Annotated in this window: 16 protein-coding genes; 9 read left to right on the top strand and 7 right to left on the bottom strand. The window is 70.2% G+C overall.

Annotation, left to right across the window (positions count from 1 at the left end):
* The first annotated feature begins 90 nt into the window (after positions 1-90).
* The gene (locus ABZT93_RS02825; protein ID WP_356097824.1) at positions 91-489 is read left to right on the top strand and encodes a DUF4307 domain-containing protein; all 399 of its coding nucleotides are present in this window, start codon (positions 91-93) and stop codon (positions 487-489) included.
* 168 nt (positions 490-657) lie between these two features.
* Positions 658-1,158, top strand: a complete 501-nt coding sequence (greA, locus tag ABZT93_RS02820) for a transcription elongation factor GreA (RefSeq protein ID WP_057607641.1) — start codon at positions 658-660, stop codon at positions 1,156-1,158.
* Between the two features lie 60 nt (positions 1,159-1,218).
* Here greA and ABZT93_RS02815 read toward each other — a convergent pair whose 3' ends face one another.
* From ABZT93_RS02815 to ilvA, 3 genes are all read right to left on the bottom strand, one after another.
* A complete protein-coding gene (locus ABZT93_RS02815) occupies positions 1,219-2,064 on the bottom strand; it encodes an ABC transporter permease (protein ID WP_356097821.1) in 846 nt (281 codons plus the stop codon).
* Positions 2,061-3,059 (bottom strand): ATP-binding cassette domain-containing protein, encoded by a 999-nt coding sequence (locus tag ABZT93_RS02810; protein WP_356097818.1) that lies wholly within the window; start codon positions 3,057-3,059, stop codon positions 2,061-2,063. Before ABZT93_RS02810 ends, ABZT93_RS02815 begins: the two co-directional genes overlap by 4 nt.
* Before the next feature lie 181 nt (positions 3,060-3,240).
* On the bottom strand, positions 3,241-4,470 hold the full coding sequence (gene ilvA, locus ABZT93_RS02805; protein ID WP_356097815.1) for a threonine ammonia-lyase: 1,230 nt from the start codon (positions 4,468-4,470) through the stop codon (positions 3,241-3,243).
* 163 nt (positions 4,471-4,633) lie between these two features.
* Between ilvA and ABZT93_RS02800 the strand changes: the two genes are divergently transcribed.
* The 3 genes from ABZT93_RS02800 (at position 4,634) to ABZT93_RS02790 (ending at position 6,078) form a co-directional block, all read left to right on the top strand.
* A complete protein-coding gene (locus ABZT93_RS02800; RefSeq protein WP_356098455.1) occupies positions 4,634-5,137 on the top strand; it encodes a MarR family transcriptional regulator in 504 nt (167 codons plus the stop codon).
* Between the two features lie 127 nt (positions 5,138-5,264).
* Entirely contained in the window at positions 5,265-5,768 is a 504-nt protein-coding gene (locus ABZT93_RS02795) for a sigma factor-like helix-turn-helix DNA-binding protein (protein WP_356097812.1), read from the top strand.
* A 61-nt stretch (positions 5,769-5,829) separates the two neighbouring features.
* Complete coding sequence (locus tag ABZT93_RS02790) at positions 5,830-6,078, top strand: hypothetical protein (RefSeq protein WP_356097809.1); 249 nt, start codon at positions 5,830-5,832, stop codon at positions 6,076-6,078.
* Between the two features lie 7 nt (positions 6,079-6,085).
* On the opposite strand, the gene ABZT93_RS02785 is transcribed toward ABZT93_RS02790, so the two are convergent.
* The gene (locus tag ABZT93_RS02785) at positions 6,086-7,243 is read right to left on the bottom strand and encodes a cystathionine gamma-synthase (protein ID WP_031043532.1); all 1,158 of its coding nucleotides are present in this window, start codon (positions 7,241-7,243) and stop codon (positions 6,086-6,088) included.
* Between the two features lie 193 nt (positions 7,244-7,436).
* Here ABZT93_RS02785 and ABZT93_RS02780 point away from each other — a divergent pair, with 193 nt between their 5' ends.
* Both ABZT93_RS02780 and msrA (ABZT93_RS02775) read left to right on the top strand, forming a co-directional pair.
* Positions 7,437-8,555: a hypothetical protein gene (locus tag ABZT93_RS02780; protein ID WP_356097806.1), complete on the top strand. Its 1,119-nt coding sequence runs from the start codon at positions 7,437-7,439 to the stop codon at positions 8,553-8,555.
* A 133-nt stretch (positions 8,556-8,688) separates the two neighbouring features.
* Entirely contained in the window at positions 8,689-9,324 is a 636-nt protein-coding gene (msrA, locus tag ABZT93_RS02775; RefSeq protein WP_356097804.1) for a peptide-methionine (S)-S-oxide reductase MsrA, read from the top strand.
* Between the two features lie 271 nt (positions 9,325-9,595).
* Here the strand turns inward: msrA (ABZT93_RS02775) and ABZT93_RS02770 are convergent, their stop codons facing one another.
* Together ABZT93_RS02770 and ABZT93_RS02765 are read right to left on the bottom strand one after the other, a co-directional pair.
* Positions 9,596-10,363: a DUF2182 domain-containing protein gene (locus ABZT93_RS02770; protein ID WP_356097801.1), complete on the bottom strand. Its 768-nt coding sequence runs from the start codon at positions 10,361-10,363 to the stop codon at positions 9,596-9,598.
* Positions 10,351-10,965: a DUF1326 domain-containing protein gene (locus tag ABZT93_RS02765; RefSeq protein ID WP_356097798.1), complete on the bottom strand. Its 615-nt coding sequence runs from the start codon at positions 10,963-10,965 to the stop codon at positions 10,351-10,353. The genes ABZT93_RS02770 and ABZT93_RS02765 overlap by 13 nt, the downstream gene beginning before the upstream one ends.
* Before the next feature lie 720 nt (positions 10,966-11,685).
* Here ABZT93_RS02765 and ABZT93_RS02760 point away from each other — a divergent pair.
* Entirely contained in the window at positions 11,686-12,606 is a 921-nt protein-coding gene (locus ABZT93_RS02760; RefSeq protein ID WP_356097796.1) for a DUF5829 family protein, read from the top strand.
* A 90-nt stretch (positions 12,607-12,696) separates the two neighbouring features.
* Here the strand turns inward: ABZT93_RS02760 and msrA (ABZT93_RS02755) are convergent, their stop codons facing one another.
* Positions 12,697-13,209, bottom strand: coding sequence for a peptide-methionine (S)-S-oxide reductase MsrA (gene msrA / locus ABZT93_RS02755; protein ID WP_356097793.1), 513 nt, complete (start codon positions 13,207-13,209; stop codon positions 12,697-12,699).
* A gap of 454 nt (positions 13,210-13,663) precedes the next feature.
* Here msrA (ABZT93_RS02755) and ABZT93_RS02750 point away from each other — a divergent pair, with 454 nt between their 5' ends.
* The gene (locus ABZT93_RS02750) at positions 13,664-14,263 is read left to right on the top strand and encodes a hypothetical protein (RefSeq protein ID WP_356097790.1); all 600 of its coding nucleotides are present in this window, start codon (positions 13,664-13,666) and stop codon (positions 14,261-14,263) included.
* The last annotated feature ends 29 nt before the right edge of the window (positions 14,264-14,292 follow it).

Genomic DNA, 14,292 nt, shown 5'->3' with positions numbered 1-14,292 from the left:
CCCGGTGTCTTCGGGTGCGAACGGCGGCTTCTATAGTGACCGAATCGGGGGACGTTTCATTCCACGGTCTTGGTTTTCCAGGAGACGATCATGAGCACGGCGAGCACACGGCTGCCCGAGGGCCGCTACGGCCGCTCCTCGGACGAGCGTGCCGACCGCAGGCTCAAGATCGCCGGTGCCGTGCTCGGAGCCCTCGTACTCGCGCTGATCGGTTACTTCGCGTATCACTACGTCGGCCAGAACAAGATCAGCGCCGAGGTGATCACGTTCGACGCGCAGAAGTCCGCGGTACAGGTGCATCTGGAGGTCCGCAAGGACTCCGGCGCCTCCGGCTACTGCACGATCCGCTCCCAGGCGGCGAACGGCTCCGAGGTGGGCCGGGCCGACTTCCGCTTCGGCGGTGACGCCACCCGCATCGACAAGGTCGTCACGCTCCGTACGACGGCTCCGGGCACCACGGCCGAGCTGCTGGGCTGTCACGCCGACTGAGGTCACCCTCGATACGTGACCGCTGACCTGGGTCGACGTATTTCTGATGGCTTATGTCCTCCCCCTTCGGCTCCTGAATTGTTAGGCTCGTGGTTTCGCCCTTCCGTGAAGGAACATTCTTCTGGGTAGGGCGATGCTTTGTATTCCCAGTACCTACGAGGAGCACCTGTGACCCAGACCAGCGAAGACGTCACCTGGCTGACCCAGGAGGCGTACACCAAGCTCAAGGAAGAGCTGGCGTACCTGTCTGGTCCCGCGCGCGAGGAAGTCACCGCGAAGATCGCGGCAGCGCGCGAGGAGGGCGACCTGCGCGAGAACGGCGGGTACCACGCGGCCAAGGAAGAGCAGGGGAAGCAGGAGCTCCGCATCCGGCAGCTGACCCAGCTCCTGGAAAAGGCCAAGGTCGGCGAGGCTCCGGCGTCCGCGGACGGAACCGTGGCGCCCGGCATGGTCGTGACGATCGCCTTCGACGGTGACGAGGACGACACCATGACCTTCCTGCTCGCCTCGCGCGAGTACGCGAGCGCGGATGTCGAGACCTACTCGCCGCAGTCCCCGCTGGGCTCCGGCGTGATCGGCCACAAGGTCGGCGAGGACGCGGAGTACGAACTGCCGAACGGCAAGAAGGCCTCCGTGACCATCCTCAAGGCGGAGCCCTACAACGGCTGACTCCCGGCCGACCGTCTGTCCTTGGCGGCCCCCGGCGTCCTCGCGGCGCCGGGGGCTCCGTCATGCCGTGGCCGAGCGGTACTTGCGGACCGCCAGGGTTCTGAACGCGACGATGATGAGGACCGAGTAGATCAGCGAGGCCCAGACCGGGTGCTGCATGGGCCAGGCGTCCGAGGGGGACACACCGGGGTTGCCGAACAGCTTGCGGCAGGCCTGGACCGTGGCGCTGAACGGGTTCCAGTCGGCGACGTGCTGCAGCCAGGGGGTCATACGACTGGAGTCCACGAAAGCGTTCGAGATGAACGTCACCGGGAAGAGCCAGATCAGCCCTCCCGAGGTGGCCGCCTCGGGTGTGCGCACGGACAGGCCGATCAGGGCGCCGACCCAGGTGAACGCGTACCCGAGCAGGAGCAGCAGACCGAAGGCGCCGAGGACCTCGCCGATGTTGGTGTGGGTGCGCCAGCCGACCAGCAGGGCGACCATGGCCAGCACGAACAGGGTCAGGGCCGTCTGCACCAGGTCCGCGAGCGTGCGTCCGGTGAGCACCGCGCCGCGGGCCATGGGAAGTGAGCGGAAGCGGTCTATGAGCCCCTTGTGCATGTCGTCGGCGATCCCCGCACCGGCGCCCGCGGTGGCGAAGGTGACGGTCTGCGCGAAGATGCCGGCCATCAGGAACTCGCGGTAGACGGAGGAGTCCGTGGTGCCGCCGATGTTCATGGAGCCGCCGAAGACATAGCTGAACAGCACCACGAACATGATCGGCTGGATGAGGCCGAAGATGACCATCTCAGGGATCCGGGACATCCTGATCAGGTTGCGCTTGGCGACGACCAGGGAGTCCCGGACGGACTGGCCGACTGGGTTGCCGGGAGCTGCGACCCGCGCGGTGTCGGTGACGGCACTCACTTGGCGTCCTCCTTCTTGTCGTTCTTGCCGTTCTTGTTGTTGTCCTCGTCCTTGACCTCGGCCACATGGCCCGTGAGGGACAGGAAGACGTCGTCGAGGGTGGGGCGGCGCAGCCCGATGTCGTCTATCTCGATGCCGCGGGTGTCGAGTTCGCGGATGACCTCGGCCAGCAGCTTGGCGCCGCCGGTGACGGGCACGGTGAGCTTGCGCATGTGGTCCTCGACCGTGGTGTCCCCCTTGCCGAAGCCGCGCAGGATCTCCGATGCGGTCTGGATGTGCTCGCGCTCGTGCACGACGACCTCGACGCGCTCGCCGCCGGTGCGGGCCTTGAGCTGGTCGGAGGTGCCGGTGGCGATGACACGGCCGTGGTCGACGACGGCGATGTCATGGGCGAGGTGGTCGGCCTCTTCCAGGTACTGGGTGGTCAGCAGCAGGGTCGTGCCCCCGGAGACCAGCTGTTTGATGACCTCCCACAGCAGCTGGCGGTTGCGCGGGTCGAGACCGGTCGTCGGCTCATCCATGAACATCACGGGCGGTGAGACCACCAGGGCGGCCGCGAGGTCGAGGCGGCGGCGCATACCCCCGGAGTAGGTCTTGGTGGGGCGGTCGGCCGCGTCGGCGAGGTCGAACTGCTCCAGCAGTTCGATCGCGCGGGCCTTCGCCTGCCTGGCCTTCATCTGGTAGAGCTGGCCGACCATCTGGAGGTTCTCGCGGCCGGTGAGGTATTCGTCGACCGCCGCGAACTGGCCGGAGAGTCCGATGGAGCGGCGGACGGCGTCGGGGTGCTTGAGGACGTCGATGCCGGCGACGACGGCCGAGCCGCGGTCCGGCTTGAGCAGGGTCGTCAGGCAGCGGACGGTCGTCGTCTTGCCCGCGCCGTTCGGTCCGAGGAGGCCCAGGACGGTGCCTTCCGGGACATCGAGGTCGACGCCGTCCAGAGCCTTTACGTCTCCGAAGGTCTTGACCAGGCCTTCGGCATAGATGGCGCCTGGCATATCAGTCTCCACGTCGTCGGGGATTCTTGGGAAAGCCTAGGTTTGCGCGGTTTCTTCTGCCCGCCATTTCTTTCGCGGACAGCGTGAGCAGTGGACACGAGACACACCATAACGCGATGTATCGCGTCTCTCAATGGACTTACCCGAAAGAGTGACTCCTGTGCCCGGAGGGGTCCTGACCTCAGTCGATGACCGTGTAGCCCGACTCCCGCAGGGCTCGGCCGACCTCGGCGCAGTGCTCGGGACCCTTCGTCTCCAGGTGCAGCTCCACCTCCGCCTCCGCGAGCCCGAGCCGTGGATCGGTCCGGACGTGGCTCACGTCCAGGACATTAGCGTCGACCACTGACAACACCCCGAGAAGCGTCGCGAGGGCACCGGGCCGGTCCGTCAGCCGGAGCCGGACGGCGAGGTAGCGGCCCTGTGCGGACATGCCGTGCCGCAGGACCCGCTGGAGCAGCACCGGGTCGACGTTGCCGCCGGACAGCACGGCGACGACCGGCCCTTCGAAGGCCTCCGGGTCGCTCAGCAGGGCGGCGACCGGGCTCGCCCCGGCGGGCTCCACGACCAGCTTGGCCCGCTCCAGGCACAGCAGCAGCGCGGCGGACAGTTCGTCCTCGGTCACCGTGCGGACCTCGTCCACGAGCTCGCCCACGATCCCGAACGGCACGTCCCCGGGCCGCCCCACCTTCATGCCGTCGGCCATCGTCGCCGGGTTCTCGATCGACACCGGGTGCCCGGCCGCCAGCGAGGGCGGATACGCGGCCGCGCCCGCCGCCTGCACGCCCACGATCCGCACGTCGGGCCGCAGCGCCTTCACGGCGATCGCGACGCCGGCCGCGAGTCCGCCGCCGCCGATCCCGAGGACGACCGTGCGCACCTCCGGGCACTGCTCCAGGATCTCCAGACCGACCGTGCCCTGGCCCGCGATGACGTCCGGATGGTCGAAGGGGTGGATGAACACCGCGCCCGTCTCGGCCGCGTACTCCTGCGCGGCGGCCAGCGTCTCGTCGACCACCTGGCCGTGCAGGCGCACTTCCGCGCCGTAGTGCCTGGTGGCGCTGATCTTCGGCAGGGGGGCGCCCTTGGGCATGAACACCGTGGAGCGCACGCCGAGCAGCGTGGACGCCAGCGCGACGCCCTGTGCGTGGTTTCCGGCGCTCGCGGCCACGACACCCGCGGCCCGCTCCTCGGGCAGCAGCCCGGCGATCCGGACGTAGGCGCCGCGGAGTTTGAACGACCCCGTCCGCTGGAGGTTCTCGCACTTGAAGTGCACCGGCGCGCCCACCAGCTGACTCAGATGGCGGCTGCCCTCCATCGCGGTCGTCCGCGCCACGCCCGACAGCATCTTCTGCGCGCCGCGCACGTCGTCGAGCGTCACCGGCGGCACGGGGTGGGCCTTGCGGTAGTCCATGCCTCAAGTCTCGCAGTTCACATGCGCGTGCTCGCGCTGTGACCAACGTCCGAGACGGGTTTGCGCAGCGCTGGTACGGCCCGCCTTCCAGCCGCGTACTCTGTCCCCCAATCCAGCTCCCCCTTCATGAAGTGAGCCTCCGGCCATGCCCACAACACCTGGAATGTCGATGGACATGACGACCGTCGGTGACACCGGTCTTCTCGACACCCTGCAGCACGAGGTGGCGGTCTTCGCCCGTCGTGCCGAACAGACCCGGCTCGGCGGGGTGGGGCAGGTGCGCAACTCCATGGACCGCGCCGCGTACCTGCTGCTCAACCGGCTCGACAAGGAAGGTCCGATGGGCGTCAAGGCGCTCGCGGCGAGCATGGGGATCGACTCGTCGACGGTCACCCGGCAGGTGGCGCCGCTCGTCGACACCGGCCTGGTCAAGCGCACCTCGCACCCCGAGGACGGACGCGCGGTGGTCCTCCAGCTGTCCCCGCGCGGGCAGGCTCGGCTGGAGGAAGTGCGATCCTCACGGCGTCAGTTGATGGCCGAGCTGACACACGACTGGGCGCCCGAGGAGCGCGAGGCGTTCTGCACGCTCCTCACACGCTTCAACACCGCGCTCTCCTCCCGGATGGCCGCGCAGGGCGTCCCGGGACCTGAGGCGCAGTCCTCCTAGGCACGCACGCCTGTACCGCCGCGCCTCTTGACCGGACGGCCGCGCCGGGCCTCATATGAGACCAGGTCCTCTGGGTCCTCGTGGTCGTACGAAGCCGTCGTACGGCCATCCGCGGCGGGGAGGTGCGGTGCGGCAACGGCAGGCGTCCCAGGGCACGCGTCGGGCTCGGGAGTTCGAAGCGTTCGTCGCGGGCGCGTCCGGGCGGCTGCTGCACACCGCGACGCTCCTGACGGCGGAGCCGCCGGACGACAATCCGCGCGCGCGACGTCTGCTCACGCTGGCGCTCGCCCACACGTACGCGTGCTGGGACCGGCTGCGCGGCGAGGACCCCTACGACCGGGCCCGCCAGTACCTCGCCCTGCGCTTCGCGCACGGGGCGTGGCGCCGCCACGGCGTCCTGCTCCGCGGCCGCGGCCAACCCGCCGGCCCGTTGTCCCGGCTGGCCCCGCAGGAACGGCTGGTCCTGGTGCTGCGCCTGTACGAGGGTGTGGCCGAGGAACAGGCTGCGGCCCTGCTCGGCCTGCCGACGGAACGCGTCCGCACGATCTGCGACCGGGCGACGGCAACGCTGCTGCACCCTCCGCGCGGGCACGCACCGACCGTGGTGAAGGCGAAGGTGGCAGCGTCATGAGGGAGCGGGCCGGAAGTGGTGGCCGTGTCATGGGACACCCGGACAGCCCCGGGAGGCGCGTGTGAACCGGACCCAGCGCGAGGCCGCCGTGCGGCAGCTCATGGAGCAGGGGACGCCACAGGTGCCGGCGGACCTGTACGGGGATGTCGTGCGGCGGGGATCGCGCATGTTGCGGCGCCGGTCCGTGGCGCGCCGGCTCATGTGGCTGCTGCTGCTCGCGGCGAGTGTGGCGTTCGTGGTGTGGGCGCTGACCGCGCGCCCCTGGGTGGAGCCGCCGTCGACGACGACTCCACCGATGACGGGCTGGTGAGCCCGGACTACCTGGCCAGCGCCTGCTGGAGGTCCTCCAGCAGGTCGTCGACGTTCTCGATGCCCACGGACAGGCGTACGAGGTCGGCGGGGACCTCGAGAGCCGAGCCCGCCACGGACGCGTGCGTCATCCGTCCGGGGTGTTCGATCAGCGACTCGACACCGCCCAGGGACTCCCCCAGAGTGAAGATCTTCGCCCGGTTGCAGACCTCGACGGCCGCCTCCTCGCCGCCCTCCACCCGGAAGGAGACCATGCCGCCGAAGGACCGCATCTGCTTGGCCGCGACCTCGTGGCCGGGGTGCTCCGCCAGGCCCGGGTAGAGCACCTGCGTCACGCGCGCGTGCCGGGTCAGCATGTCGGCGATCTTCGTGGCGTTCTCACTGTGCCGGTCCATGCGCACCGACAGCGTCTTGGCGCCGCGCAGCACCAGCCAGGAGTCGAAGGGCCCGGCGACCGCGCCCATCGCGTTCTGGTGGTACGCCAGCTCCTCGCCGAGCGTCTCGTCGGCGGTGACCAGGGCGCCGCCCACGACGTCGGAGTGGCCGCCCATGTACTTGGTCAGGGAGTGCACGACGACATCGGCGCCGAGCGACAGGGGCTGCTGGAGGTAGGGCGTCGCGAAGGTGTTGTCGACGACGAGCTTGGCCCCCGCGTCCCGGGAGACCTGGGCGACGGCGGCGATGTCGGTGATGCCGAGCAGCGGGTTGGAGGGGGTCTCCACCCACACGGCCTTGGTCTTCGGGGTGATGGCGGCCCGTACGGCGGCCGGGTCGCTGGTGTCGGCGACCGACCACTCGACACCCCAGCGGGCGACGACCTTCGCGAAGAGGCGGAACGTGCCGCCGTACGCGTCGTTGGGGATGACCACGTGATCGCCGGGGCTGAGCAGCGTACGCAGCAGGCAGTCCTCGGCCGCCAGTCCGGACGCGAACGCGAGGCCCCGGCGGCCGCCTTCGAGGGCGGCGAGGTTCTCCTCCAGGGCGGTGCGGGTGGGGTTGGCGCTGCGGCTGTACTCGTAGCCACCGCGCAGACCGCCCACGCCGTCCTGCTTGTAGGTCGAGACCTGGTAGATCGGCGGGACCACCGCGCCCGTGAGGGGGTCCGCGGTGTTGCCCGCGTGGATCGCTAGGGTCTCGAAGTGCTGACTGATGTGCCTGTCGCTCATGGGCTCCGAGGGTAGTCCGCCCGGCGGACCGATGACGGACGACGGGCTCCCGACGGCCGTACGGCAGGGTTTTCCCCAGGTGTTCGGGCCGGTCCGGCAGGTTTTCCCCAGGGTGTCCGGGCCGGTCCGGGAGTTTTCCACAGGGCACGGACCGGGTTGGGCAATTGTCGGCGGCGTCTGGAACTCTTGGGGCATGGAGATTCTCTGGGTCCTGATGGCGGCGGTCCTGCTGGGCTTCGTGCTGCTTCCGTTCCTGCGGCGCGGGCGGGGCGGGATCGAGCAGGTCCCGGCGGGCCACCCGGACGCCGCGGACCCGGCGGACTACGGTTTCGTACGGCAGGAGGAGCTGGACATCCGCATGCCCGGCCCCGACCAGGACCTGCTGGACGTCCTGGACCTGGTGCAGCGCACGCAGGACTACAAGGCCGCCGCCCAACTCCTGGCGGGCACCGAGCGGGAGGGCGAGCTGCGCTGGCAGCGTGTGCAGGCCTTCGCCGGGGCCGCCTCCCTGGAGCTGCGGCAGCGGCCGGGCGGCGTCAGCGAGACGCCGGGCGGACAGTGGCTGCGGGTGTGGCGGATCGAGCAGCCCAAGGACGCGGGCGGCGCGGCGGTGCACGCGGAGTTCCTGGTGCAGCAGGCGTGGCGGACGTCGACGCCGGGCACGGACGAGTTCCGGATCATCATGGAGGAGGCGAGGGCGGCCTGCGGTGAGGCTGCACTGCTGGCACCCGGGGATCCCGTCCCGTACCTCATCGAGCTCTCCGTGGCGCGTGGACTGGCCTATTCGCAGGCGGAGTTCGAGCAGCTGTGGCTGAAGATCCTGGATCGCGCACCGAACCACATGGGGGCGAATCTGGCCGCACTGCACTACTGGTGCGAGAAGTGGCACGGCTCGCGGGAACTGGCGTACGACTTCGCGGAGGCGGCCGCCGCCCGGGCCCCGCACGGCTCGCTGCTCGCCGCGATGCCGTTGTTCGCGGTCTTCGAGCACCTTCCCGAGGTCAACCTGGTCAGCGGTTTCTACCGGAGCGAGGTCGTGACCAAGGCGATCCACGGCGCGCTGCACGCGGTGCACTCGGCCCGCGCGGACGATCCGATGCTGGCCCATGTCCGCCACCTGCTGGTCTTCTTCCTGGTGCGCGGCGAACGCTGGTCGGAGGCCATGAGCCAACTCGTGCACATCGACGGCCACGTCGGCGCCCTGCCCTGGACCCTGTCCGCCGACCCGGCCGCGGAGTTCGCGATATACCGGGCGCTGGCGGTGGCGGGGTACGAGGCGAACGGGGGGAGCCCGGCGACGCTGGCGCAGTGACACCCGGGCCCCATTCTCGCCGCCGGTCCCGTCGGAATGCGGACCCACGCGGCAGCGTTGTCCCCGGGGCCGCCACGCACCCCTGCCCGGCACGCACCCCTGCCCGCCACGCACGACTGAAGGAGCCCGCGTCATGCTGTTCGGCCGTACGCCCGTCCTGCCCACCCCCGAGCAGGCTCTGCAGGGGCGTTCCGAGCCGGCGTTCACGGTCCCCGACCGGCACACCGTGCTCGGCACCCCGCTGCTCGGCCCCTATCCCGAGGGCTACGAGATCGCGGACTTCGGCATGGGCTGCTTCTGGGGCGCCGAACGCAAGTTCTGGCAGCTTCCGGTGGGCGTCTGGACGACCCTGGTCGGCTACCAGGGCGGCCACACCGAGCACCCCATGTACGAGGAGGTCTGCTCGGGCCTCACCGGTCACACCGAGGCGGTCCGCGTGGTCTTCGACCCCGCCCTCATCTCGTACGAGCGCCTCCTGAAGACCTTCTGGGAGTCCCACAATCCCACCCAGGGCTTCCGCCAGGGCAACGACGTAGGCACCCAGTACCGTTCGGCGATCCACACCCACACCCCCGAGCAGGCGGCGGTGGCCGAGGCCTCCCGCGCCGCCTACCAGCGGGCCCTCACGGCGTCGGGCCACCGCACGATCACCACCGAGATCCTGCCCGCGCAGGGCCGCCCCTTCTATCCGGCGGAGGGGTACCACCAGCAGTACCTCGACAAGAACCCGGCCGGTTACTGCGGAATCGGCGGGACGGGGTCAAGCTGAGTGACCCGTCCGGGACGAGCTGGGGAACGTCTTGCCCGACGGGTATCGCTCCGGGCCCGGACGCCACGAGGCAGTGACTCTCTTCGCGTCCCGCGCGTTCGGCCGTGCGGCCGATCACTCATGAGGGTGCCACGGCCGTAGGAGCCTGTCCGACCGATCATTGCCGCGAGTGGATGGTTCCCCGTGGCGAAACAGGACCCTCCGCGGCCTCGTGAGCCGGACCTTCATGTGCCCGCCCGGCGTGGGATCTTGCGCGGGCACTTGTCCGCCCTCACATCCCGGCCATACCGCCACCCGTGAGGCCCGGAGCCAGCGCCGGGAACCAGAAGACGGCGACGGCCAGGGCGATCGAGGCGATCCCCACGACACGAGCCACCAGATGACCGGCCGGAGCCAGCTTCTCGGTGGTGATCACGGCGGTCAGAGCCACCATGGCCCACAGGTTCATCACGCCGAACGCCGCCAGCAGCACCATCAGCGACCAGCAACAGCCCAGGCAGAAGGCCCCGTGATGGGCTCCCGCGCGCAGATCGCGCGAGGGCCCTGCGTACGAGGCGTAGCGCAGCATCAGCGCGATCGGCGAGCGGCACCTCGCCAGGCAGCGGTCTTTGAGGGGCGTGAGCTGGTAGACACCGTTGACCGCGAACAGCGTCGCGGCCACTGCGGTCCCTGCCGAAGCGGGGAGGTACTCCACTCGGCCCAGGCCGACGGCCAGCCCGTACACCGGCAGCCCGGCCGCGGCCCAGACAAGCAGGTAGCCGACCGTGAAAACGACCATGCGCGGAGTTCGGTGCAGGGTGATGGTACGTGCGTACAGCGCGCCGACGGGCGCAGTGGCGGGCAGCATCATCGCAGCCATCATCAGCGTCCACACGGCCAGGAAAGCGGGCAGGCTCAGGCCCATTGTGCCCGGCATCGCCTCCATGCCGCCCCAGCGTGTCACCACCCAGACCCAGGCGGCAGCCGCCGCGAGCAGCAGCAGTCCGGCAGGACTCGCCCCGCGGCGGAGGGTGACCGGCCGACCGGTCACGCGGACCATGTGAAGGGCGCCGAGTGTCCGTTGCCGCCGGAGAAGTCCCAGGATCGGCCGTACACGCCGTCACCCGTCGCCCGGGTGGACCGGGCAATGGTCAGCGTGCTGTTCGCCGGGTGGAACATGCCGGTCAGGCTCATGACCGGACCGTCCTCGCCGTACTGAGGGGCAACCTGGTCCTCGATCTCGATGTCGATGGTGTCGCCCACCCGCGCGGCGTGGCGGCGGCCGTCGTCGCGGTAGCCAATGGGAACGCGCTCCATCCCGAGGACCTCGCCGATGAGCGGGGTGAGCGCCGCCATCGGCCCGCCGGCCTGGCCGGAGAAGACCTTGCCCAGCGCCTCCGCCTGGCCGTCGTCAGCCGAAGCATCGAGGTACAGCGCCACCTGCCAGCCACCGTCGGCCATCACGCGGGGCGCGTCGATGAAAACGGCGACGCTGCGGTCGGAGACGTCCACGCCGTCCACGTTCCCGCTGTCCACGTGGAACGCCAAGGTCACCTGGCAGCGCTCGTGGTCGGCCGGTGCGGTGAGGCCCGAGGTGGTGCAGGGGCACACCACGTTGCAGTTGCAGCTCTCCAGATATGTGCCGTTCAGATTCCAGGACATGGCTCTACCTCCCCTTCACAGGGTCCGCGCCATCCCGGTGCAGCTCTTCTCCAGGCTATTCCCGGCAACACCCCTACCGCAGATCGGCCGACAACCAGCTCACCGTCCTGACACCTGCTCGTGGGAGCGACCGTGGCGGCCGGGTCGACTCGCTCGTCGCTCTCACAGTCGAGACGCCGAAGGTCTCAGCTGAACTGGTCACTGCGGCTCAAGAGCCCGACCTGGGGTCAGATCAGTGGAGACGGGGCATCCGGACGGTTGCCGTTCCCGGCGTCGCCCTCGCCGTATGTGCCGATCGTCAAAACACCGACGCCGGGTCCACAGGCCAGATGGCAGCACGGGCCCGGCGGGACCGGGGTGTCCTGCCCGGTCGGTGTGGTGAGGGCGGATGGCTGAGTCACTGCCGCCGGGCGGATGTGGTTGCGCGACGGTCGAACTGGACGTGAGTGGTGAGCCGCTGGGAAGCAAGCACCAGCAGCTGGGCGCGCCGAGGGCGTATGCGCCTGGCCCGGGCAGAAGAAGTCGTCCTGCTCGACGCGTGCGTCAGCCAGGCCGAGACGCAGCGCCGTTCCCTCGTCGGAGTCCGGCGCATGGCTCGAGGGGCGCCACAGTCACCGCCGAACGCCAGGTGTCAAACATTTCGACCTCGTTGAAATAGGACAGCGGCCGCGGCGGCCCCGTCCTACGATCGCCCGCATGATGATTCCGCGGATATTACGGATGATCGTCGTGCTCGCTGCGGCCCTCGCCGCAGCGATCGGGGGTGCCGTAGGGACGGCGCAGGCCGATGAGGGCCTGTCCTCGTCCGACCGGCAGTTGCTGTTCTACAACCACTCCTACGGGGTTCTCGACCGGGAGACCGCCGACGCGATCGAACACTCCGACTACTTGAGGGAGTTCGCCAACTTCCAGGTCCGCACCACGACCGGTACCGGCGGGCAGACCTGGACCGGCCGCTATCTGATGGGCCGCGAGACCTACCTGGAACTGTTCGGAGTCGGTGACATCTCCGGCCCGGACGGCACGTTCGGCTCCGGCGGGCTGGGTCTGTCCAGCGAACGGGACGGGGACCTGGCGACCGTCACCGAGCGACTGAGGAGCGAGGGGGTCGCCGACCCCATCGAGTTCCTCCAGACCCGGGACTTCGGTGACGGTGTACCCGTGCCGTGGTTCGACGCCGTCCTCACCGCCACCGAGTACGACGCCTTCAACGCCTGGGCGATGGAGTACCGGCCGGAGTACTTCGCCGATCCTCGCAGCAACACCGAGCCCGCGAGCTTCCCCGGTGACGTCGGCCGGGAGCGTGTCCTGTCCGACGACTACCGCACCCACCTGATGCGGGACGTGACCTCTGTCCGCTTCGCGGTCACGGAGGGCGACCTCGCCGACACCGTGCCGCTGCTGCGGGCCGGCGGGTTCGCCGTCAAGGGCGTGGCGGGTGGTGGCGTCGTCGCGCAGGGCGGTGGCACCACGATCCGGTTCGACGTCGTCCCGCGCGAGCGGGCGGGGTTGCAGCGGGTCGAGATGTCACTCAACCGGCCTGTGAAGGACCGGCACGTGGAGCAGATCGGCAACTCGACCCTGTCGGTCGGCCCGGGCAGCCGTGCCGTGTGGACGTTCGCCGAGAACGGCACCCGGTAACCGGCGGACGGACAGTGGGTGCGCCCCCGGCCAGGGGGCGCACCCACACGCTTGGACAGCGGGCTCGTGCCGTCGCGCTGACCCTGCCGGTCAGCCCTCGGCGCGGGCGGGCAGCCGCCATCCCGGGCGCGGGAAGTGGCAGGTGTAGCCGTCCGGGTAGCGCTGGAGGTAGTCCTGATGCTCGGGCTCGGCCTGCCAGAAGGGACCGACCGGCTCCACCTCGGTGACGACCTTGCCGGGCCACAGGCCGGAGGCGTCCACGTCCGCGATGGTGTCCTCGGCGATGCGCTTCTGCTCGTCGTCCACGTAGTAGATCGCCGAGCGGTAGCTGAGGCCGATGTCGTTGCCCTGGCGGTTCTTGGTGCTCGGGTCGTGGATCTGGAAGAAGAACTCCAGGAGCGTGCGGAAGTCGGTCTTCTCGGGGTCGAAGAGGATCTCGATGGCCTCCGCGTGTGTGCCGTGGTTGCGGTACGTCGCGTTCGGCACGTCGCCTCCGGTGTATCCCACCCGGGTGGCCGTCACGCCCGGAAGTCGGCGGATCAGCTCCTCCATGCCCCAGAAGCATCCGCCCGCCAGCACGGCCCTCTGTGTCTGCGCGGCCATTGCGGCCCTCCCTGTCTGTCGGCTCGGTCATTCGGGCGGGCCACTCTGCTCGCACACCAACGGCATCCTGTGCCCACCCCCCTCAACGCACGAGGGCTCCGCACGATTCCGACCCGGCCGTCCGGCCACGTCGTTCCGCGGTCGCGCGGCCACGTCGGTCCGCGGTCCCGCGATCCCGCGGTCGCGTCGATCGCCCGGCCACGCCGCCCCACCACCCACCGGCCACGCCGTCCCCCGGCCCGAGAAGCCACATCACCCCGCCGCCCGACCGGCCGCATCACCCCACCACCCACGCCGTCCCCCAGCCCGAGAGGCCGATCGCCCCGCCGGTCGTAGGACGCTCGCCTGACCGGCCGGCGGACGATCCCCGGACGACCGTAGGACGGCCCCCGCCCCCGCCCCCGCCCCGGTTCGGCGGACGTCCCCAGCGGGTGGGGCAGGAGATCATGGCGAGGTGACCGCACTCTCGCCGTATCAGCAGAACCTGCGTGACCGCTTGCTCGCCGTGCCCGTGGTGCCCGCGCCCGCTCCCTGGCAGCCGGTCTTCCAGAGCCGCGCCGCCGTCGGCGGACTACTCGGCATCGGGTTCGCGACGCACCCGGACAGCGGCAACGACCTGGTGATGGTCGTCTCGACCGACGGTCACGGTCTCTTCGACGCCGTCACCGGGGAGCGGATCGCTCGGGACCGGGACCGGGACCCCGATCCCGAGAGCGATACGCCTGACACGGCCTCGGATCTGACCTGCCCGGGCCTCGGACCGATCGACGGAAGCAGGGTGCACATCGCCGGGCTGTACGGCGGCGGGCTCCACAGCACGGCGACCGGCGGCTGGCATGTGGAGGTCGTCGCCCCGGCCTGGCCGAACGAACGTGTCCTGCTCTCCCACCACAGCGGCATGCCCTACCCCGACCCGCACGGCGAACAGTGGTGGCACATCTTCCACTCCCACTACTCCGAACTCCGGGCCGTCGGCTTCTCCCCCTCCGGTCGCACCCTCGCCGTCGCGACGAGCAGCGACGTGACCCTGTGGACCCGTCCGCCGAGTCCGTAATTCGCTGGCAGGGGGCTCCTGTTCCGCCC

Source organism: Streptomyces sp. NPDC005303 (genome assembly GCF_040607335.1).
Classification (GTDB): Bacteria; Actinomycetota; Actinomycetes; order Streptomycetales; family Streptomycetaceae; genus Streptomyces.
The sequence above is the reverse complement of the archived record's forward strand: the minus strand, read 5'-3'. Positions and strand labels throughout refer to the sequence as shown.